The 19,315-nt window shown below is 73.7% G+C and carries 19 protein-coding genes and 1 pseudogene; 8 read left to right on the top strand and 12 right to left on the bottom strand.

The window, feature by feature from the left end:
- Positions 1-173: 173 nt before the first annotated feature.
- Complete coding sequence (locus tag AB0873_RS00820) at positions 174-560, top strand: VOC family protein (protein WP_366597869.1); 387 nt, start codon at positions 174-176, stop codon at positions 558-560.
- Positions 561-621: 61 nt separating this feature from the next.
- Here AB0873_RS00820 and AB0873_RS00815 read toward each other — a convergent pair whose 3' ends face one another.
- The 6 genes and pseudogenes from AB0873_RS00815 to AB0873_RS00790 all read right to left on the bottom strand — a co-directional run bounded on the left by AB0873_RS00815 (position 622) and on the right by AB0873_RS00790 (position 8,669).
- On the bottom strand, positions 622-1,422 hold the full coding sequence (locus AB0873_RS00815) for a hypothetical protein (protein ID WP_366597868.1): 801 nt from the start codon (positions 1,420-1,422) through the stop codon (positions 622-624).
- Between the two features lie 154 nt (positions 1,423-1,576).
- A pseudogene (locus AB0873_RS00810) lies at positions 1,577-2,266 on the bottom strand (hypothetical protein); the annotation flags it as partial.
- A gap of 831 nt (positions 2,267-3,097) precedes the next feature.
- On the bottom strand, positions 3,098-5,167 hold the full coding sequence (locus AB0873_RS00805; protein WP_366597867.1) for a 3-hydroxyacyl-CoA dehydrogenase NAD-binding domain-containing protein: 2,070 nt from the start codon (positions 5,165-5,167) through the stop codon (positions 3,098-3,100).
- A complete protein-coding gene (locus tag AB0873_RS00800) occupies positions 5,164-6,357 on the bottom strand; it encodes a thiolase family protein (RefSeq protein WP_366597866.1) in 1,194 nt (397 codons plus the stop codon). Before AB0873_RS00800 ends, AB0873_RS00805 begins: the two co-directional genes overlap by 4 nt.
- Positions 6,358-6,548: 191 nt before the next feature.
- Positions 6,549-7,931: a ribonuclease D gene (locus AB0873_RS00795; protein WP_366597865.1), complete on the bottom strand. Its 1,383-nt coding sequence runs from the start codon at positions 7,929-7,931 to the stop codon at positions 6,549-6,551.
- Between the two features lie 165 nt (positions 7,932-8,096).
- Positions 8,097-8,669, bottom strand: coding sequence for a DUF3000 domain-containing protein (locus AB0873_RS00790; RefSeq protein ID WP_155333404.1), 573 nt, complete (start codon positions 8,667-8,669; stop codon positions 8,097-8,099).
- A 222-nt stretch (positions 8,670-8,891) separates the two neighbouring features.
- On the opposite strand from AB0873_RS00790, the gene hemE reads away from it, so the two are divergent.
- The 3 genes from hemE to hemQ are packed head-to-tail and all read left to right on the top strand — an operon-like array spanning position 8,892 to position 12,102.
- Entirely contained in the window at positions 8,892-9,989 is a 1,098-nt protein-coding gene (gene hemE, locus AB0873_RS00785; RefSeq protein WP_366597864.1) for a uroporphyrinogen decarboxylase, read from the top strand.
- A 5-nt stretch (positions 9,990-9,994) separates the two neighbouring features.
- A complete protein-coding gene (gene hemG / locus AB0873_RS00780; protein WP_366597863.1) occupies positions 9,995-11,404 on the top strand; it encodes a protoporphyrinogen oxidase in 1,410 nt (469 codons plus the stop codon).
- Positions 11,401-12,102, top strand: a complete 702-nt coding sequence (gene hemQ, locus AB0873_RS00775) for a hydrogen peroxide-dependent heme synthase (protein WP_366597862.1) — start codon at positions 11,401-11,403, stop codon at positions 12,100-12,102. Before hemG ends, hemQ begins: the two co-directional genes overlap by 4 nt.
- Before the next feature lie 166 nt (positions 12,103-12,268).
- On the opposite strand, the gene AB0873_RS00770 is transcribed toward hemQ, so the two are convergent.
- The 5 genes from AB0873_RS00770 to AB0873_RS00750 form a co-directional block, all read right to left on the bottom strand.
- A complete protein-coding gene (locus AB0873_RS00770; RefSeq protein ID WP_366597861.1) occupies positions 12,269-13,378 on the bottom strand; it encodes a lytic polysaccharide monooxygenase in 1,110 nt (369 codons plus the stop codon).
- Between the two features lie 119 nt (positions 13,379-13,497).
- On the bottom strand, positions 13,498-13,944 hold the full coding sequence (locus AB0873_RS00765; RefSeq protein ID WP_366597860.1) for a GNAT family N-acetyltransferase: 447 nt from the start codon (positions 13,942-13,944) through the stop codon (positions 13,498-13,500).
- A gap of 37 nt (positions 13,945-13,981) precedes the next feature.
- Positions 13,982-14,854, bottom strand: a complete 873-nt coding sequence (locus AB0873_RS00760) for a cytochrome c biogenesis protein CcdA (protein WP_366597859.1) — start codon at positions 14,852-14,854, stop codon at positions 13,982-13,984.
- Between the two features lie 5 nt (positions 14,855-14,859).
- Entirely contained in the window at positions 14,860-15,405 is a 546-nt protein-coding gene (locus AB0873_RS00755) for a redoxin domain-containing protein (RefSeq protein ID WP_366598043.1), read from the bottom strand.
- Between the two features lie 114 nt (positions 15,406-15,519).
- On the bottom strand, positions 15,520-15,780 hold the full coding sequence (locus tag AB0873_RS00750; protein WP_155333397.1) for a Prokaryotic metallothionein: 261 nt from the start codon (positions 15,778-15,780) through the stop codon (positions 15,520-15,522).
- 156 nt (positions 15,781-15,936) lie between these two features.
- Here AB0873_RS00750 and AB0873_RS00745 point away from each other — a divergent pair, with 156 nt between their 5' ends.
- The 3 genes from AB0873_RS00745 to AB0873_RS00735 all read left to right on the top strand — a co-directional run bounded on the left by AB0873_RS00745 (position 15,937) and on the right by AB0873_RS00735 (position 17,687).
- Positions 15,937-16,212, top strand: coding sequence for an isoamylase early set domain-containing protein (locus AB0873_RS00745; RefSeq protein WP_155333396.1), 276 nt, complete (start codon positions 15,937-15,939; stop codon positions 16,210-16,212).
- A 129-nt stretch (positions 16,213-16,341) separates the two neighbouring features.
- On the top strand, positions 16,342-17,076 hold the full coding sequence (locus AB0873_RS00740) for a lytic polysaccharide monooxygenase (protein WP_366597857.1): 735 nt from the start codon (positions 16,342-16,344) through the stop codon (positions 17,074-17,076).
- 26 nt (positions 17,077-17,102) lie between these two features.
- Positions 17,103-17,687: a DUF305 domain-containing protein gene (locus AB0873_RS00735; protein WP_366598042.1), complete on the top strand. Its 585-nt coding sequence runs from the start codon at positions 17,103-17,105 to the stop codon at positions 17,685-17,687.
- Between the two features lie 27 nt (positions 17,688-17,714).
- Here AB0873_RS00735 and msrB read toward each other — a convergent pair whose 3' ends face one another.
- Positions 17,715-18,125 carry a peptide-methionine (R)-S-oxide reductase MsrB gene (msrB, locus tag AB0873_RS00730; RefSeq protein WP_366597856.1) on the bottom strand — a complete coding sequence of 137 codons (411 nt, stop codon included), beginning with the start codon at positions 18,123-18,125 and terminating at the stop codon, positions 17,715-17,717.
- 47 nt (positions 18,126-18,172) lie between these two features.
- Between msrB and ligD the strand changes: the two genes are divergently transcribed.
- Positions 18,173-19,210 carry a non-homologous end-joining DNA ligase gene (gene ligD, locus AB0873_RS00725; RefSeq protein ID WP_366597855.1) on the top strand — a complete coding sequence of 346 codons (1,038 nt, stop codon included), beginning with the start codon at positions 18,173-18,175 and terminating at the stop codon, positions 19,208-19,210.
- Positions 19,211-19,315 lie beyond the last annotated feature (105 nt).

The following is a 19,315-nucleotide window of genomic DNA, read 5'->3' as shown; positions in this document are numbered from 1 at the left end:
CCGGTGACCGTGCCGGCACCGGGTTGTCGGTCGTCCGGCCCCGATGTGAAGATCATGCGGTCAGCCCGATGACGGAAGGGGGTGCGTCGATGTTCACCAGGACCTGTTCCGCGCCCCGCCGCCCGCACCGCTGACGTCTCGCGCGGGGCCTCCGACACGACGAGGAGTCACCCGTGACCGCACGGATCCACGACATCGGCATCGACTGCCGCGACACGTACGCCCTGGCCGGCTTCTGGGCCCAGGTCTTCGACTGCCCCCGGCAGCCGGACGACCTCCCCGGTGACCCGGAGGCGATGCTGCTGCCCGAGGGCGGGCCGGAGGTGCTGTTCCTGGCCGTTCCGGAGGGCAAGACGGTCAAGAACCGCCTGCACCTCGACCTGGAGCCGACCGACCGGACCCGCGACGAGGAGGTCGCCCGCCTGCTCGGGATCGGCGCGACGCACGTCGCCGACCACACCCGCCCGGACGGCTCGGGCTGGGTCGTGCTCGCCGACCCGGAGGGCAACGAGTTCTGCGTCCTGCGCAGCGCCGCCGAACGCGCCGCCGCTCAGGGCTGAGGCACTGACGGGCCGGGCCCCGCCCAGGTGGTGGACGGGGCCCGGTCGGTCCGGTTCGACGTCAGGACTTCTGCTCGATCTGGCCGCGCATGGTGGCCAGCTCCTTCTGCACGTCCGCGCCCGTCTTGAAGTAGACCATGATCATGCCGAGGCTGCCCTTGTCGCTCCAGACACAGACGCCGATCGGGACGCCCTTGGCCTGGGCATCGCCGCACTTGGCCTCCCCGCCGAGCGGTCCCGGGTCCACCGAGGACATCTCACCGACCTGGATATCGCTCTGCCGGGCTCCGGTGATCGTCTCGTCGAGGGTCTTCGTCGGGTCGGTGTTGAGGCCCGAGGCGGCAGCCACCATCACCAGGTCCTGCTTCGCGGGGTCACCGTAGAAGGCCCCGACGGTGCTCGTGGCGTCCGGAAGGGACTTGTTCAGCTCGGCCTCCAACTGCCGGCTGATGTCCTGGAGGTTGGCGTCGGTGACCTTCGGCCGGCCGGCGAGCGTGTCCGGCTCGACGACCCGGATCTTCGTGGCGTCGACGGTCTCCTTGACCTCGTCCTTGACGGCGAAGAAGGCGACCGCGGCCCCGCCCAGACAGAGCACGAGCACGGCTGCGAGCACGATCAGCAGGACCTTGCCGGCCGACCGCTTCTTCGGCGGCGGCACCGCGCCGAACGGCTGACCGGGCGCGCCTGGTACGGGCGGCGGGAAGCCGCCGGGCTGCTGCTGCGGCGGCGGGTATCCGCCGGGCTGCTGGGGTGCCGGGTACGCGCCCGGCTGCTGCGGGGGCGGGTAGGCGCCCGGCTGTGAGCCGTACGGGGCGCCGCTGCCCGGCTGGGAAGGGTACGGATTGACTGGCGGCTGGGACATGGTCAGCTCCAGGTCTTCGACAACGCGACGCGTGAGCTTAGCGAGCGTGGTCCCGGCGCCACCGTCCGCCGCCCGCCAAGGTGATCAATTCGCCGGTGGGCCGGGCGGGTCAACGTTCCCGTCGAGATGCCGACCCCGCCGCGGCCTGTACTGGTCAGGAGCGCTTCTCGACCTGCCCCCGGATCGAGGTGAACTCGGACTTCGCCTTGCTGGCGGACGAGAAGAACATCACGATCATGCCCACGCTGCCCTGGTCGGCCCAGACGCAGACACCGAGGTCGATGTCGGAGGCGCTGCCGTCGCCGCACTTCGCCACGCCGCCGAGCGGGCCGGGGGACACGGTGGACATCCGCCGGACGTTCAGCTCGGCGGAGAGCGCCTTGACGGCGTCGTCCAGCTCCCGCTTGGGGTCGAGGACGAAACCCGAGGCGCCGGCGATCATCACCATGTCCTGCTTCTCGGGGCTGCCGTAGAAGGCGCCGACCGCGCCGCTCTCGCTGCGTACCGTCGCCTTCATGTCCCGGACCATCTCGTCGGCCAGGGCCCGCAGCTCCGGGTCGGTGCTCTTCGCCCGCCCACCGAGGGTCTTCGGCGCGACGAGCCGGACGCGCGGCTCCGAGCTGGGCTCGGCCGACGAGGTCCCCTCCTCGGCCGCCGGGGTCCCGTCCTCGGCGGCGGGCCGCGGCGTGGCGTCCCCGCTCGGTGCCGAGGACGAAACCGGTGCGGGATCCTCGTCGCTCCCGGACAGGGCGACGTAGGCGAGGCCGCCACCACCGAAACACAGCACCAGCAGGCCCACCAGGCCCAGCGACAGCACCAGCGGAAGCTTGGACCGCCGGCCCGGCGCACCGCTGGGCACCTCTCCGCCGGGCGGCGGCGGAAACGCACCCGGTTGGGGGTACGGGCTGCTCCCCGCCGGCTGGCCGTAGGAGGGGCCACCGGGCGTGGGCTGGCCGTAGCCGGGCGCGCCGGGGGTGGGCTGGCCGTAGCCGGGCGCGCCGGAGGTCGGCTGGCCGTAGCCCGGGCCGCTGGTCGGCTGGTCGGCCGGGGGGACCGCGGCGAACACCTGGGTGGGCTGGTCGGCGGGTGCGGACGGCCGCGACTCCGACTGCGGGCCGGGCCAACCGCCCGCGGCGGGGGCCGGCGGGTTCCCGCTGCCCGTGGCCCGCCACGTCTCCGCCGTTGGCTGCCAGCCGCCGGGCGGGGTGGGCGGCGGTGTGGCCTCCGGCCAGGAGCGCGTCGGCGGGGTCTGCGGCGGCGTCGGCCAGGCGGTCGTCGGCGGAGCTGCGGGCCGGGTCGGGTCGGCCCAGCCCTCCTGCGGCGGCGGTGGCTGCCAGCCACCCGCCGGCCCGGCGCCACCCGCGGGAGTCGAGCCGGGAGCCGGCCAGCCACCCGGCTGCGGCTCGTGGGCACCGGCGCGCGACCCCCATTGGCCCGGTGGCTCGTGGGCACCGGCGTGCGGCCCCCACTGGCTCGGGGGCGGAGGAACAGGGGGCGGGGAACCGGGGTGCGAGCCGCGCTCCGGTTGCCCGGACCAGGGGTCGACCGGCGGTGAGGACATGACATCAGCTCCAGGCGCGAAGATGCGAACGGGTGATCGTAGCGGGCCCGCGGGCGGTTCCGCTGCCCCGGGACCACGCCGTGGAACGACGATCGCGGTGGAGCGGAGGGCGTCCTACTTGGCCAGGCTGGCCGCGCCGAGCGGCAGGAACCGCTTGCCGGTGACCCGCTCGGAGGTGCCGGTCCGGTCCAGGTACGGCGTGACGCCGCCCAGGTGGAACGGCCAGCCGGCCCCGAGGATCATGCACAGGTCGATGTCCTGCGCCTCGGCGACCACGCCCTCGTCGAGCATCAGCCGGATCTCCTGGGCCAGCGCGTCGAGCGCGTTCTGCCGGACCTGTTCCGCGGTGAGCGGCTGGTCGCCGACGACGAGCAGCTTCGCCACGTCGGCGTTGATCTCGTCGTCCACGACGATCGGCTGGCCGGAGTCGGCGATCCGCTTCAGGTTCTCGCTGACGCCGAACCGGTCCGGGAACGCCGCGTGCAGGGTGCCGCCGACGTGGTACGCCACGGCGGGCCCGACGAGCTGGAGCAGCGCCAGGGGGCGCATCGGCAGGCCGAGCGGGTCCAGCGCGCTGTTCGCCACGTCCAGCGGGGTGCCCTGGTCGACGGCGGCGAAGACGGTGCCGAGGAACCGGGTGAGCAGCCGGTTGACCACGAACGCCGGGGCGTCCTTGACCAGCACCGACGACTTCTTCAGCTGCTTGCCGACCGCGAACGCGGTCGCCAGGGTGACATCGTCGGTCTGCTCACCGCGGACGATCTCCAGCAGCGGCATCATCGCGACCGGGTTGAAGAAGTGGAAGCCCACCACCCGCTCCGGGTGCTCCAGGTCCTCCGCCATCGCCGTCACCGACAGCGAGCTGGTGTTGGTGGCCAGCACCGCCTCGGGCTTGACGATCTTCTCCAGCTCGGCCCAGACCTGCTTCTTGACGTTCAGGTCCTCGAAGACCGCCTCGATCACGAAGTCGGCGTCGGCGAAGACCGACTTGTCGACCGAGCCGCTCACCAGGCCGTACAGCTTGGCGGCGGTGCCCTTGTCCATCCGGCCCTTGCTGACCGACTTCTCGATCTGCTGGTGCACGTACGCCACGCCCTTGTCGACCCGGGCCTGGTCCAGGTCGGTCAGGACGACCGGCACCTGGAGGCGGCGGGCGAAGAGCAGCGCGAGCTGGCTGGCCATCAGGCCGGCACCGACGATGCCGACCTTGGTGACCGGACGGGCGAGGCCCTTGTCCGGCGCGCCGGCCGGCCGCTTGGCCCGCCGCTGCACCAGGTCGAACGCGTACAGGCCGCTGCGCAGCTCCTCGGAGAAGACCAGGTCCGCGAGGGCCTCGTCCTCGGCGGCGGTGCCCGCGGCGAAGTCCGCGTCCTTCGCCGTCTCCAGCAGGTCCAGCGCCTTGTACGCGGCCGGGACCGCGCCGTGCAGCCGCTGGTCCAGGGTCTGCCGGGCGAAGTAGAGCACGCCGCCCCACATGTCCCTGTCGACCTCGGGCCGCGTCACGGTGACGTCGCCGCGGACCACGCCGGCGGCCCACTCCAGGGACCGCTCCAGGAAGTCCGCCGGCTCCAGCAGCACGTCGGCGATGCCCATCTCGGTGGCCTGCTTCGGCTTGAGCATCTTGTTCTGCATCAGGGGGTTCTGGATGATCACCTGGGTCGCCGCCGGGATGCCGATGAGGTTCGGCAGCAGCTGCGTACCGCCCCAGCCGGGGATGAGGCCGAGCGAGACCTCGGGCAGCGCGAGGGCCGCCGCGCCGGCCGACAGCGTCCGGTAGTGGCAGTGCAGGGCCAGCTCCAGACCGCCGCCCATCGCCGCGCCGTTGACGAACGCGAAGGTCGGGATCTCGCTGCCCTTCAGCCGGGCGAAGACCCGGTGGCCGAGCCGGCCGATCTCCAGGGCCTGCTCGCGGTCCGCGAGCAGCGGCAGGCCGGTGATGTCCGCGCCCACGCAGAAGATGTACGGCTTGCCGGTGACCGCGATGAACGCCGGGTTCGCCGCGAGGGCGGCGGTGATCGCCTCGTCCAGGCTGGTCAGGCCACCCGGGCCGAAGGTGTTCGGCTTGGTGTGGTCGAAGCCGTTGTCCAGGGTGATCAGGGCGGCCGGGCGGTCCAGCCCCGGTACGTTCACCGCGCGCAGCAGCGCCTTGGTGACCACCTCGTTCGGTGCCGCGAGCGCGCTCACTTGTTGCCCTCCCAGTGCGGGTTCTCCCAGATCACGGTGCCGCCCATGCCGATGCCGATGCACATGGCGGTGAGGCCGTAGCGGACCTCGGGGTGCTCGGCGAACTGCCGGGCGAGCTGGGTCATCAGCCGCACACCCGAGGAGGCGAGCGGGTGACCGATGGCGATCGCGCCGCCCCACGGGTTGACCCGGGGGTCGTCGTCGGCGATGCCGAAGTGGTCGAGGAAGGCGAGCACCTGGATGGCGAACGCCTCGTTCAGCTCGAACAGGCCGATGTCGTCGATGGTCAGGCCGGCGATGCGCAGCGCCTTCTCGGTCGACGGGATCGGACCGACGCCCATGACCTCGGGCTCGACGCCGACGAAGCCGTACGACACCAGCCGCATGGCGACGGGCAGGCCCAGCTCGCGCGCGGTCTCCTCGGCGGCGAGCAGGCTCGCGGTGGCGCCGTCGTTGAGGCCGGCCGCGTTGCCCGCGGTGACCTTGCCGTGCGGGCGGAACGGCGTCTTCAGAGAGGCGAGCTTCTCCATCGAGGTGTCCCGGGGAGCCTCGTCCACGGTGGCCAGGCCCCAGCCGTTCTCCTCGTCGCGGATCGCCACCGGCACCAGGTCGTCCTGGAGCTTGCCGTTGGCGTACGCCTTGGCGGTCTTCTGCTGCGAGGCGAGCGCGAACGCGTCGGTGCGCTCCTTGGTGATGTGCGGGACCCGGTCGTGCAGGTTCTCCGCCGTGGAGCCCATCACGAGCGCGGACGGGTCGACGAGCTTCTCGGCGATGATCCGCGGGTTCGGGTCGACGCCCTCACCCATGGGGTGGCGGCCCATGTGCTCGACACCGCCGGCGATGGCGATGTCGTACGCGCCCATGGCGATGCCGCTGGCGACCGTGGTGACCGCGGTCATCGCGCCAGCGCACATGCGGTCGATGGCGAAACCGGGGACCGTCTTGGGGAGGCCGGCCAGCAGGGCGGCGGTCCGGCCGATGGTCAGTCCCTGGTCGCCGATCTGCGTGGTGGCGGCGATGGCGACCTCCTCGACCCGCTCCGGCGGCAGCTGCGGGTTGCGGCGCAGCAGCTCGCGGATGCAGCGGATCACCAGGTCGTCGGCGCGGGTGTTGGCGTACATGCCACCCGCCTTGCCGAACGGGGTACGGACGCCGTCGACGAAGACGACATCCCGAACTTCACGGGGCACTTGGAGCCTCCTAGCCGGCACTGGCGTTTAGTCGGATGCTACTCGCCAGTAACCAGTGGGGACACCACCCCTCGTGTGGCCCACCCCACACCTCGGCCGACCTCGCCCGACCGGAGTCCCCGACGAGTTGATCAAGAGGTTCGCGACCGCGTGCCGGCGGGTCGCGGCCGCGAACCTCTTGATCAACCGGGTCAGGGAGCGGGCGGTGGGTCGATCAGCGCCTTGGTCAGGGCCGGGAGGAGGAGGTGGATCTGCCACTCCCGGGCGCCGAGGCCGCGAAGGGTCTCCGCCACCGTCCCGTCGGTGACGTCCTCCGGGGGGACCCAGGCGAGGCGGCGCACCGAGTCGGGGGCGATCAGGTTCTCCGGCGGGAGCGTGTGCGCGCCGGCGACCTGGACGACCACCTCCCGGCAGCGGGCCAACCGGGCGGCGGCCACCGGGTCCCGCTCGGCCCACCGGTGCGGTGGCGGCGGGCCCTCGACCGCCGGCGCGACCGGCAGCGCGTCGTCGGGCAGCTTCCGGGCGTCGTCGAGCGCGGCCAACCAGGTGCGGGCCAGCCGACGCACCGACCGGCCGCCGAAACCGGGGAGCGTGAGCAGGGTCTTCTCGTCCTTCGGGTCCAACTCCGCGGCGGCGACGATCGCCGAGTCCGGCAGCACCCGCCCCGGGGCGGCGTCGCGGCGGGCGGCGATCTGGTCCCGCGCGTACCACAGGGACCGGACCCGGGCCTGCGCCCGGGCGCCGCGTACGCGATGGATGCCGGACGTGCGGCGCCACGGCTCGGCGCGGACCCGGGGTGGGCGGGTGCCGTTGCGGATCACCGCGGCGAACTCCTCGGCCGCCCACTCGGACTTGCCCTGCCGGGACAGCTCGGCGTCGAGCGCGTCCCGCAGCTCGACCAGCAACTCCACGTCCAGCGCGGCGTACGTCAGCCAGGACTCCGGCAGCGGCCGGCTCGACCAGTCCGCCGCCGAGTGGTGCTTCTCCAGGCTGAAACCGAGTAGCTGCTCGGTGAGCGCGGCGAGGCCGACCCGCTCGAAGCCGGCCAGCCGGGCGGCGAGTTCGGTGTCGAAGAGGCGCCGGGGACGCAGCCCCAGCTCCGCCAGGCAGGGCAAATCCTGGCTGGCCGCGTGCAGCACCCACTCGGCCTCGCCGATGACCTCGTCGAGCGCGGTCAGGTCGGCCAGCGGGAGCGGGTCGATGAGCGCCGTGCCGGCGCCCGCGCGGCGGAGCTGCACCAGGTAGGCGCGCTGGCTGTAGCGGTATCCGGAGGCGCGTTCGGCGTCCAGGGCCACCGGGCCGGTCCCCGCGGCGAAGCGGGCCAGGACCTCCTCGAGTTCTTCCGGCGTGGTCACCGGCTCGGGCGTGCCGTCGCGTGGGGCGGTCAGCGGCACCGGTCCGTCGGCGGGGGCGTCCTCGGGGCGGGCGGCGGAGTCGGTCGGCGGCACGGGCCCGCCGGCGGTCGGGTGGGCCCCCGCTCCCTCCGGCACTGGCAGGGCCGACGGCGGGTGGTGCGGTGTGTCTCCCGGACGACTTTCGGCGGCCCGACGGCGCAGGGGTGGTTCGTCGGTCACCTGACAACCCTATTGCCCGCCGGCCTCCTACCGCGCGCACCCGCCCCCGTAGCGTGTCCCGTCCCGTCTTGCACCCCGCCGATCATGCACGTTCGGCCCCCGTTTCGCCCCTTCTCCGGCAGTTCGTCCCGGGGAGGGTGTGCAGGATCGCGTCGGCCGCCCGGGTCAGGACGGGGAGGTGCGGTGTGGGGTCGGCAGGGCGGTGACGCCGGGTGGCGGCAGGCCGGCCGTCGAGGCGAGGAGGGTGCACCAGGCGTACAGGTGGGGGGCCAGGTCGTCGTCGAGCGGCGTCCAGGAGGCGCGGATCTCGATGTCGCCCGCCGCGGGCGGCCCTGCCAGCTCGCCGAACCGGGTCGACATGGTCTGGGTGACCGTGCCGCCGATCGCCCGGTGTTGGGCGCCCTGCACATCGAGGGCGTCGGTCAGCCACGTCCAACCGACCCCGGGCAGCAGCGGGTCGGCGGCCAGGTCGACCTCCATCTCGGCGGTCACGTACGTGACCAGGCGCAGTGTGCCCTGCCACGCCTCGTGCCCCGCCGGGTCGTGCAGCAGGATCAGCCGGCCGGTGGCCACCTCGTCACCGTCGCGCAGCACGGTGGCGGAGAGCGCGAACGCGTACGGCGCGAGCCGCTGCGGTGCCCCCACCTCCTCGAGCAGGATCTCCGCCCGGGGCGCCGCGGACCGGAGCCCGGCGACCGCGCGGGCGAAGGTCTCCGGGAGCGCGATCGGGGGGGCCATGCCCGAAAGCGTATGCCGCCGCCGACCCGCCGCCCCGGCGGCGCGCCGTGCGCCCCGGCCGCGCCCCGACGATCCCTCACCCCGCCGGACCGGTGTTAGAAGGGGACCCTTCCTCTACCGCAGCCGTTAACAAGGGGCCCTTCCTTGCACCTGGGCGGAGGCGGCTCACAATTGGTGGCGGTGGGGGTGGGGGGCAGCGGGCGGCGTGGCACGATGGCCGCGATGAGCACCGACACCGCGGGCACCGCCGCCCGAGACGAGGACCCCCGCTCCGGCGGTCCGGCCGACTCAGCCTTCGTCCGGGCGTGCCGGCGCCGACCCGGCCCGCACACCCCGGTCTGGTTCATGCGGCAGGCGGGCCGGTCGCTGCCGGAGTACCGCGAGATCCGGGCCAACGTGGCGATGCTGGAGTCCTGCCGGCGTCCCGACCTGGTCACCGAGATCACCCTTCAGCCGGTCCGCCGGCACGGCGTCGACGCGGCGATCCTGTTCAGTGACATCGTGGTGCCGGTCGCCGCCGCCGGGGTGGACCTGGACATCGTCCCCGGAACCGGGCCGGTGGTGGCCCAGCCGGTCAGCTCCGCCGACGACGTGGCGCGGATCCGCCCGATCACCCGCGACGACGTCTCCTACGTCGACGAGGCGGTGCGGATGCTGGTGAAGGAGCTGGGCGGCACACCGCTGATCGGCTTCGCCGGCGCCCCGTTCACCCTCGCCAGCTACCTGGTCGAGGGCGGTCCCTCGCGTACCCACGCGAAGACCAAGGCCCTCATGTACGGCGACCCGGAGCTGTGGCACGCCCTGGCCGGCCGGCTCGCCGAGGTGACGCTGGCCTTCCTGCGGATCCAGGTCGACGCCGGCGTCTCCGCGGTGCAGCTCTTCGACTCCTGGGCGGGCGCGCTGTCCGAGGCCGACTACCGGCGCTTCGTCCTGCCGCACTCGCAGGCGGTCCTCGCCGGCCTGGCCGACGCGGGCGTGCCGCGTATCCACTTCGGGGTGGGCACCGGCGAGCTGCTGACCGCCATGGGCGAGGCCGGCGCCGACGTGGTCGGCGTCGACTGGCGTACGCCCCTGGACGAGGCCACCCGCCGGATCGGTCCCGAGCGGGCCGTGCAGGGCAACCTCGACCCGTGCGTGCTGCTCGCCCCCTGGCCGGTCGTGGAGGCGGAGGTCCGGCGCGTGCTGGAGCAGGGCCGGGCCACCCCCGGTCACGTGTTCAACCTCGGCCACGGCGTGCTGCCGGAGACCGACCCCGACGTGCTGACCCGGGTGGTGGCTCTGGTCCACGAGCTGTCCGCCCGCCCGGCCGACCAGGGCTGACCGGCATGGCGGCGCCGTGGCGGGTCGCGGTGGTCGGCGGCGGGATCGCCGGCCTGGCCGCCGCCGTCCGGTTGCGCGACCGCGCCCCCGCCGGCACCGAGATCACGGTGTACGAGCAGAGCGGCGCGCTCGGCGGGAAGCTGCGCACCGGCGAGCTGGCCGGCCAGGCGGTGGAGTTCGGCGCCGAGTCGTTCCTCATGCGGGACCCGGCGGGCGGGGAGTCCGCCGCCGTGGCCCTGGTCCGCCGGCTCGGGCTGGCCGGCCGTGTCGTCCACCCCACCGTGGGGCAGGCCGCGCTCGCCGTCGACGGTGGGCTGCGCCCGATCCCGGGCGGGACGCTGGTCGGCGTACCCGGGGACCTGGCCGCGGTGGCGGCGGTCGCGCGGCCGGCCGTGGACGCCGACCGGGACGCCGGCCGCCCGCTCCTCGGGCCCGACGACGACGTCGCGGTGGGGGCGCTGGTCCGCGCCCGGCTCGGCGACGAGGTGGTCGACCGGCTGGTCGACCCGATGCTCGGCGGCGTCTACGCGGGCCGGGCCGACGACCTGTCGCTGGCCACCACGATGCCCGCCCTCGCCCGGGCGGCCCGGGTGGAGCACACGCTGGTCGGCGCGGTACGCGCCGCGCAGGCCGCCGCCCCCCGCGCGCCGGGCGCGCCGGTCTTCGGAACCCTGGCCGGTGGCCTGGGCGCCCTGGTCGAGGCCGCCGCGACGGCCAGCGGGGCGACGATCCGCCGGGACGCGGCGGTCCGCGAGGTGACCCCGGCCGGGGCCGGGTGGCGGCTGACCGTCGGCCCGACCCGCGACGCGCAGCACGTGGACGTCGACGCGGTGGTGCTGGCCGTGCCGGCCCGCCCGGCCGCGCGGCTGCTCGACGCTGTCGCCCCGGAGGCCGCGGCGGCGGTCGGCGGGCTGGACTACGCCAGCGTCGCGCTGGTCACCCTCGCCCTGCCGCAGCCGGCGCTGCCGGCGCTGTCCGGGTTCCTGGTGCCGGCGACCGAGGGGCTGCTCATCAAGGCCTCGACGTTCTTCACCACGAAGTGGGGGCACCTGCGCCGGCCGGACGGGCTCGCCCTGGTCCGCGCGTCGGTCGGCCGGTACGGGGACGAGGCGCAGCTCCAGCGCCCGGACGAGGATCTGGCCGCCACGGTGCACCGGGAACTGTCGGCGGTGCTCGGCGCCCCGCTGCCCGCGCCGGTCGCCGGTCACGTGCAGCGGTGGGGCGGGGCGCTGCCGCAGTACCCGCCCGGCCACCTCGACCGGGTGGCGTCCGCGCGGGCCAGGCTGCGCGCCGGCCACCCGACCCTGGCCCTGGCCGGCGCCGCGTACGACGGCGTCGGCATCCCGGTCTGCGTACGCTCCGGCGCGACGGCGGCCGACGAGATCATCACAGCACTGGGAGGTTCCCGGACATGACCGAGCAGACCAACGCGGCGCGGCTGAAGGAGCTGAACGCCACGATCCGCTACACCATGTGGTCGGTGTACCGGGCCACCAGCCCCCTGCCGTCGCTGCGCGAGAACGTCACCGGCGAGGTCGAGGCGCTCTTCGAGGAGTTGGCCGGCAAGGACGTGACGATCCGGGGCACGTACGACGTTTCCGGCCTGCGCGCCGACGCCGACCTGATGATCTGGTGGCACTCGTCGTCGAGCGACGCGCTCCAGGACGCGTACCAGCGGTTCCGGCGCACCGCGCTGGGCCGCGCGATGACCCCGGTGTGGTCGCAGATGGCGCTGCACCGGCCGGCCGAGTTCAACAAGAGCCACATCCCGGCGTTCCTGGCCGACGAGCAGGCCCGCGGGTACGTGTGCGTGTACCCGTTCGTCCGCTCGTACGAGTGGTACCTGCTGCCCGACGCCGAGCGGCGTGAGCTGCTGGCCGAGCACGGCCGGATGGCGCGTGGCTACCCGGACGTGCGGGCCAACACGGTGGCGTCCTTCGCGCTGGGCGACTACGAGTGGATGCTCGCCTTCGAGGCCGACGAGCTGCACCGCATCGTGGACCTGATGCGTGACCTGCGGGGCTCCCGCGCCCGCCTGCACGTCCGCGAGGAGATCCCCTTCTACACCGGCCGCCGCCGCTCCATCGCCGACATCATCACCTGCCTGCCGTGAAAGGAAGGGCCCCTTCTCAACGCCTCCGGTAGAAGAAGGGCCCCCTGTCAACCGCTCGCGGGGGAGCACCGGCTCGCGGTGGTTACGTCGCTCGGGGTCGGCTGGCGCAAGCCGCAGCCGGCCGGGGCGCGCCCGGAGGGAGATGGGCGCGGCCCCGGCCGGGGACTCAGGCGGTCGTGCAGGCCACGACGGGTATCGGGCTCGTGTTGCCCGAGCCGATGAAGCCGAACGTGGTGCTGGCACCGGCGCCGAGGCTTCCGTTGTAGTCGACGTTGCGGGCGACGACCGTGTCGCCGGTCCTGGTGACCGTGGCGTTCCAGGCCTGGCTGACCTGCTGGCCGTTGGCGAAGGTCCAGCTCACGCTCCAACCCCGGACGGCCGAGCCGCCGGCGGTCACCGTCACGTCTGCCTGGAACCCCCCGGACCACTGGCTGGTCACCCGGTACGTCGCGGTGCACGCGCCGGCCGGCGGCGGCGTGGTCGGCGGCGGCGTGGTCGGGGGCGGCGTGGTCGGGGGCGGCGTGGTCGGCGGGGGAGTCGTCGGCGGGGGTGTCGTCGGGGGCGGGCTGCTCGGACCGCCACCGAAGTCGACGTCACTGCACAGGTAGTACGACTGGTCGAGGTGGCTCGCCTGCCAGATCGTGTAGACGACGTGCCGGCCGCTGCGTCCCGGTGCGTTCGCCGGGATCTGGATCGACACGCCGCCACCGCTCTCCGGCGTCCACTGCGCGGCCGGGGTGTTGCCGATCTGGCCGACCAGTTCCAGGTCACTCCACCGCAGCGGCTGGGTGAGCGCGTTGAAGCCCTGCTTCGTCACGTACACCCGGATGTAGTCGGCGCCGTGGCTCGCCTGGTCGTACAGGCGGACGCGGAAGGTGCTGGAGACCGGTGAGGTCTTCCAGGCGCCGACCGCGTCGAGGGCGTTGTACCGGCCGCCCTCGGTCCGGCCGCCGCTGCACAGCTGGCCGTCCGGGATGGCGCCCTGGTGGTTGCCGGCGACGCCCTCGCGGAACAGGCCGTTCCAGTTCCACATGGCGTTCGGGTTGGCCTGCCAGGCCTGCCAGCACATCGGGTCCTCGGTGGCCATCCGGGGATTCTGGAAGTCGCTGCCCCAGCGTTGCCAGCAGCCGTAGTTGCGTGAGGCCGGGTCCACCACGGAACCGTGGGCCGAGACCGGGTTGGCCAGTGCGGTGGTCAGCAGGAGGGTGGCGGTCGCCGCGACGGCGAGCAGCCACCGGATGCGGGGTGATCTCAACGATCGGGCAAGGAAGGACATGGGGCCCCGGGGGGAGTGGTCGGATCGACGACGATGCCCGGACGGCTCGGGAGTTGCCCCTCCCGCACCCGCGTCACCCGCGCGGTTGGCTCCGCCGGCAGACTCCCATATCGATCGGATTACGTCAATGCGTTCCGGCGCATGGGGGTGTGCGGGATGCCGTCCTCGACGTACTCCGGGCCACTGACCGTGAAGCCGTGCCGCGCGTAGAAGGCGACCAGGTGCGACTGCGCCTCCAGCACGCAGGGGCGGTCGCCGACCTCGGTCAGGGCCGCCGTCATCAGCCGGCCCGCGTACCCGCCGCGGCGCGCCCGCTCGGCCACCACGACCCGGCCGATCCGCGCCACACCGCCCGGATCGGCCAGGATCCGCAGGTACGCCAGCGGCACCCCGTCCTCCTCCAGCCAGACGTGCCGGGTGCCCGGCTCGACGTCGCGGCCGTCCAGTTCCGGGTACGGGCACGCCTGCTCCACCACGAACACGTCGATCCGCAGCCGGAGCAGGTCGTGGAAGGTGCGGGCGGACAGGTCGGCGAAGGCGGCGGAGCGGAGTTCGGTGTGCGGCACCCCGAGATGGTAGGGCGTCTCCGGGCGGGCAGCGGGATCAGGTTGGTGGCCGTCGCGGCGCGCCGCGACGGCGTACCACCTGGATGCCGGCGGCGAGCGCGAGCAGCGCGACGACCGCGGCCGCGACCACCCACGGGCCCAGTTCGCCGACCCACGAGCTGATCGCGCTCTGCACCCGGCCCGCGCCCTCGATCACCGGGTCGTCGCCGCCCCCGTTGGCGAACAGCCGGATCTCGTACCAGCCGTACCACGCGACGTAGCCTCCGGTCAGCACGAGCAGCACGCCGGCGACCCGGCCGAGCAGCGGGCCGGCCCGGCGGGCGCGCCGCACCAGCGATTCCCGCGCCAGCGCCACGGCGAGGGCCGCCGCGCCGACCACCAGACCCATCCCCACGGCGTACGCGACGAACAGGCCGATCCCGGCGCCGGTCGAGCCGGCCCGGAACGCGGCGACCACCACCGCCAGGAACGGCCCGATGGTGCAGCCGAGCGAGGCGATCGCGTACGCGGCGCCGAAGAGCACCATGGACACGAAGCGCAGCCGGACCGCCGGCCCGGTGGCCACCTTCGGGGTGAAGGCGGGCAGTTGCCGGCCGGCGAGCAGCCAGCCGCCCGCCACCACGAGCGCGAGGCCGATCAGCACCGACACCCAGGGCAGCCGGCGGGCGATCGCGTCGGCGGCGGGTGCGGCGAGCAGGCCGAAGGTCCCGAAGACGGCGACGAACCCGAGGGTCATCGCCCCGGTGAGCGCCAGCGCCCGGGCCACCGGGGCGAGCGGCCCGCGGTCGGCCGCCGGGCCGTCCCCCAGCACCAGCACCGACAGGTACGCCGGCAGCAGCGCGAAGCCGCACGGGTTGATCGCGGCGAGCAGCCCGGCACCGAGCGCCAGGCCGTACGGGGCGTCTGGCATTGACGTCAGCTCAGGCCGTTGATGCGCTGGCGGGCCTCGGTCGTGCTGAGCGGGCCGGAGTGCACGACCTTGCCGGTGGAGTCCAACAGCACCCAGTACTCCTGGGTGGTCACGTCGAACTTCCGCCAGACCTCGCCCTTGTCATCGGCGAGGTTCGGGAAGTCGCCGATGCCGGTGTCGGCGATGAAGCGCTTCATGGCCCCTTCACCGCTGCCCAGGCCGGCCACGCCGACCAGGTTCGCCTCGGCCGCGGTGTCCCGCTGGATGGCCGCGACGTCGTCGGCGGCGGCGCGGCACCGGGTGCACCAGGCGGCCCAGAACCAGAGCGCGGCCGGCTTGCCGGCCAGGCTGGCCCCCTCGAAGGTCTGCCCGTCGACCGTACGTGCGGTGAACCGGAGCGTCTCCGGCACGCCGGCCGGCGCGGCACCGGTCGGGCTGGCCGGGGCGCCGGTGGTGGCAGCGCCGCCGGTCGCGGTGGTCGGCGCGGGGGTGCCGGGCGCCCCGGCCGGGTCGTCCGCCCCGCCGCAGCCGGCGAGGACCGCGGCGGTCATGGTGATGACGGCCCGGCCGGCGAGGCGGCGCGGGCGACGTGCCGAGCGTCCGAAGTGCATGATCGGATCTTAGTCCGCTGCGCGCCCGGCACCCCTTACCGAAGGGTTACGTCGTCAGGAAGGGCGGGCGCCGACGGCGTCGCGGATCTTGGCGCCCTGCTCGCCTTCCTCGGCGCGGGCGCAGTGCGCGGAGCAGAAGAACCGACCGGACACCTCCACCCCGTGGCCGACGATCTTGACCTGGCAGTGTTCGCAGATCGGCGCCATCTTGTGGATCGCGCACTCGAAGCAGTCGAAGGTGTGCGTGGCGCCGCTGCTCGTATGCACCTCGAACGCCATCCAGTAGTCGTTACCGCAGACCTCGCAGGTCGCCATGACAAACCCCCCGATTGTGGACACGTAACGCAAGCGTCGAACATGTGACACGCTTCGGCAACCGGAACCGGCGAACCTGATCCGGTTCCACGGCGAGTCGTCCTCGGCGTGTCGGCCGTTGGAACCGGTGGAACACCCGACCCCCGGAGGAAAGACGTGATCAAGCGCAACAAGCTCTTCGGCAACCAGACCCGCGTCACCTTCTGCCTCCCCCGGGACGCCCCGCCCGGGACCGTCAGCGTGGTCGGGTGCTTCAACGGCTGGGAGCCCGGTCGGCACGAGTTGGTCACCCGCCGGGACGGCACGCGCACGATCACGGTCAAGCTCGGGCCGGGCGAGTACCGCTTCCGGTACCTCGCCACGGGTGGGGTCTGGCTCGACGATGACTCCGCCGACCGGATCGACGAGCAGGGCAGCCTGCTGCTGCTCTGACCCCGCCCGTCGCGGCAGATCCAACTTACCTCCATCGATGTTTTTATCGACAGGGGTCTTTACTGTTAACAAAGTTTAACTTACCTTGGGTGGCATCTCAGCAGCTTCGTCCGCAAAGGAGATGCCGCCATGCGTCGAAGAGTCGCCCTCCCGTTGGTCGCGACGGGCGCCGTTCTGTCCTCCCTGGCCGTCGCCGCGCCGGCCCAGGCGCACGGGTACGTGTCCGGCCCGCCCAGCCGGCAGGCGCTCTGTGCGCAGAACCGGGTGCCCGACTGCGGCCAGATCAAATGGGAGCCGCAGAGCGTCGAGGGCCCCAAGGGGCTGCGCAACTGCCACGCCGGGATCGCCCACTTCGCCGTCCTCAACGACGACAGCCGGGGCTGGCCGGCCACCAGCGTCGGCAGCACGGTCACGTTCACCTGGACCAACACCGCCCGGCACGCCACCAGCAACTGGGAGTACTTCATCGGGAACACCCGCGTCGCGGTGTTCAGCGGCGGTGGCCAGCAGCCTCCCGCCACGGTGTCGCACACCGTCAACCTCGGTGGATACTCCGGGCGGCAGAAGGTCCTCGCGGTGTGGAACATCGCCGACACCGCCAACGCCTTCTACTCCTGCGTCGACCTCCAGATCGGAGGCGGGGGCGGACCCACGCCGACCACGCCACCGCCGACCACCCCGCCACCGACCCCGACCGCCGCGCCCACTACCCCCGCCCCGGGCGGCACGTGGACGGCGGGGCGCGCCTACCAGGTCGGTGACCAGGTCACGTACGGCGGAGCCACGTACCGGTGCCGCCAGCCGCACACCGCGCTGCCCGGCTGGGAGCCGCCTTACACCCCGGCCCTGTGGACCCAGGTCTAGAGCCGGTGTCGACCCGGGCCCAACGGGTGCGGCCCGTACCCAGAGCGTGCCGCACCCGCCGACCGCACCTCGGCGCCCTGCTCGCCGTGCTGCTGCTGGCCGGCGGCTGCACCGGCGACCCGGGCACCGCCGCGCCCGCCCCGCCCCCGGCGAACACGCCCGCGAGCACACCGGTGAGCCTTGCCGGGGTCGACGCCCCGTTCCTCACCGCGATGGTGGCGCACACCGAGCGGACGCTGGAGATCGTCCGCCTGGTCGAGGGGCGGGTGACCGACGCCCAGCTGCGGACCCTGCTCGACGCGATCGAGGCGACCGAGTCCGACGAGCTGCGGACGGTGCGTACCTGGCTGCGGGACGCCGGCCGGCCCACGAGCGGGGGCGCGCACGACCACGCCGGGCACGCCGGCGCCGACGACCTCGCCCGCCTGCGCGCCGCGGCCCCGGCCGACGTGGACCGTGAACTCCGCGCGGTGCTCGGCGCCCACCAGCGCGCGGCGGCGGACCTCGCCCACGCGCACCTCACCGTCGGCGGCAGCGCGCCGGTGCGCGAGTTGGCCGAGCGGGTCGCCCGGTCGCGTACGGCGCAGACGGCGCTGCTGACAGACGGCTGACCGGGGCGGGAGCCCGGAGGCGGACGGTCAGCTCTCGCGCGGTTCGAGCCGGATGGAGACCGAGTTCACGCAGTGCCGGGTGTCCTTCGGGGTGAACCCCTCACCGTGGAACACGTGCCCGAGGTGGCTGTCGCACCGGGCGCAGCGGATCTCCGTGCGGACCATGCCCAGGCTGCGGTCCTCGATCTCCTTGACCCGGCCCGGGATGGCGTCGTCGAAGCTCGGCCAGCCGCAGTGCGAGTCGAACTTGGTGTCGCTGGAGAACAGTTCCAGCCCGCAGGCCCGGCAGTGGTAGACGCCGGGCGTCTTGGTGTCCACGTACTCGCCGGTCCACGGGGCTTCGGTGCCGTGCTCCCGCAGCACCCGGAACTCCTCGGGGCTGAGCCGGACCCGCCACTCGTCCTCGGTGCGGGGCAGTTCGGTGTCGTCGAGACTCACCCGCCAACGGTACGTCGGATGTCGGAGCCATCGCATAGGGTCGCGGAATGGGTGGCACGAAGGCCGCAGCCGAGGAGATCGAGGTCTCCGGGCACCGCGTCCGGCTGAGCAGTCCGGAACGGGTGATGTTCCCGCAGCGCGGGTTCACCAAGGCCGACGTCTTCCACTACTACCTGGCGGTCGGCGACGGCATCATGCGCGCCCTCCGCGAGCGGCCCACGACCCTGCAACGCTTCCCCGAGGGCATCGAGGGGGAGATGTTCTTCCAGAAGCGGGTGCCGACCCGGGGCGTACCCCCGTGGGTCGAGACCGCGGAGATCAGCTTCCCCAGCGGCCGGACGGCGGCTGAGCTCTGCCCGGCCGACCTGGCCCACGTGGCGTGGGCGGCGCAGATGGGCACGGTGGTCTTCCACCCGTGGCCGGTCCGCGCCGCCGACCCGGACCGCCCCGACGAGCTGCGCGTCGACCTCGACCCGCAGCCCGGCACCGATTTCGCCGACGCCGCCACCGCCGCGGCCGAGCTGCGGGGAATCCTCGACGAGCTGGGGGTCGCCGGCTGGCCGAAGACGTCCGGCGGCCGGGGCGTCCACGTCTACCTGCGCATCCAACCCCGCTGGACGTTCGTCGAGGTGCGCCGGGCGACGATCGCGCTGGCCCGGGAGCTGGAGCGGCGGTGGCCGGAGCTGGTCACCACCGCCTGGTGGAAGGAGGAGCGCGGCACCCGCGTCTTCGTCGACTACAACCAGATGGCGCGGGACCGGACGATCGCGTGCGCGTACTCGCTGCGGGCCAACGCGCGGGCCACCGTCTCCACCCCGCTGACGTGGGACGAGCTGCCCGACGTCGACCCGGACGACTTCGACCTGCGCACCGTCCCGGCCCGGCTGGCTGAGCGGGGCGACCCGCACGCCGGCATCGACGACGCCCCGTGGGACATCACGCCCCTGCTGGAGTGGGCCGAGCGGGACGCCGCCGCCGGGCAGGGCGACATGCCCTATCCGCCGGACCACCCGAAGATGCCCGGTGAGCCGAAGCGGGTCCAGCCCTCCAAGGACCGCGACCGCCCTCGGGGAACCGCTACCTGAGCAGACTTCCCGGCTGGCACGACGCCGACTCTTGGACAGGTTTCCCGGAGCGGCTTAGATCGTGATGTCCGTGGCTCAAGGATTCCGCTTGATCCCGTACCGCGT

The organism is Micromonospora sp. NPDC047707 (assembly GCF_040704235.1).
Lineage (GTDB): Bacteria > Actinomycetota > Actinomycetes > Mycobacteriales > Micromonosporaceae > Micromonospora.
This window is presented reverse-complemented; position numbering and strand designations above follow the sequence as displayed.

Excerpts from the sequence above, each read along its gene's own strand:
- AB0873_RS00740 (WP_366597857.1), top strand. The coding sequence starts at position 16,342 with ATGCGTCGAAGAGTCGCCCTCCCGTTGGTCGCGACGGGCGCCGTTCTG.
- hemE (WP_366597864.1), top strand. The coding sequence starts at position 8,892 with ATGAGCACCGACACCGCGGGCACCGCCGCCCGAGACGAGGACCCCCGC.
- AB0873_RS00755 (WP_366598043.1), bottom strand. The coding sequence starts at position 15,405 with ATGACCGCCGCGGTCCTCGCCGGCTGCGGCGGGGCGGACGACCCGGCC.
- ligD (WP_366597855.1), top strand. The coding sequence starts at position 18,173 with ATGGGTGGCACGAAGGCCGCAGCCGAGGAGATCGAGGTCTCCGGGCAC.
- AB0873_RS00815 (WP_366597868.1), bottom strand. The coding sequence starts at position 1,422 with ATGTCCCAGCCGCCAGTCAATCCGTACCCTTCCCAGCCGGGCAGCGGC.
- hemG (WP_366597863.1), top strand. The coding sequence starts at position 9,995 with ATGGCGGCGCCGTGGCGGGTCGCGGTGGTCGGCGGCGGGATCGCCGGC.
- AB0873_RS00760 (WP_366597859.1), bottom strand. The coding sequence starts at position 14,854 with ATGCCAGACGCCCCGTACGGCCTGGCGCTCGGTGCCGGGCTGCTCGCC.
- AB0873_RS00770 (WP_366597861.1), bottom strand. The coding sequence starts at position 13,378 with ATGTCCTTCCTTGCCCGATCGTTGAGATCACCCCGCATCCGGTGGCTG.
- AB0873_RS00790 (WP_155333404.1), bottom strand. The coding sequence starts at position 8,669 with ATGGCCCCCCCGATCGCGCTCCCGGAGACCTTCGCCCGCGCGGTCGCC.
- AB0873_RS00750 (WP_155333397.1), bottom strand. The coding sequence starts at position 15,780 with ATGGCGACCTGCGAGGTCTGCGGTAACGACTACTGGATGGCGTTCGAG.
- hemQ (WP_366597862.1), top strand. The coding sequence starts at position 11,401 with ATGACCGAGCAGACCAACGCGGCGCGGCTGAAGGAGCTGAACGCCACG.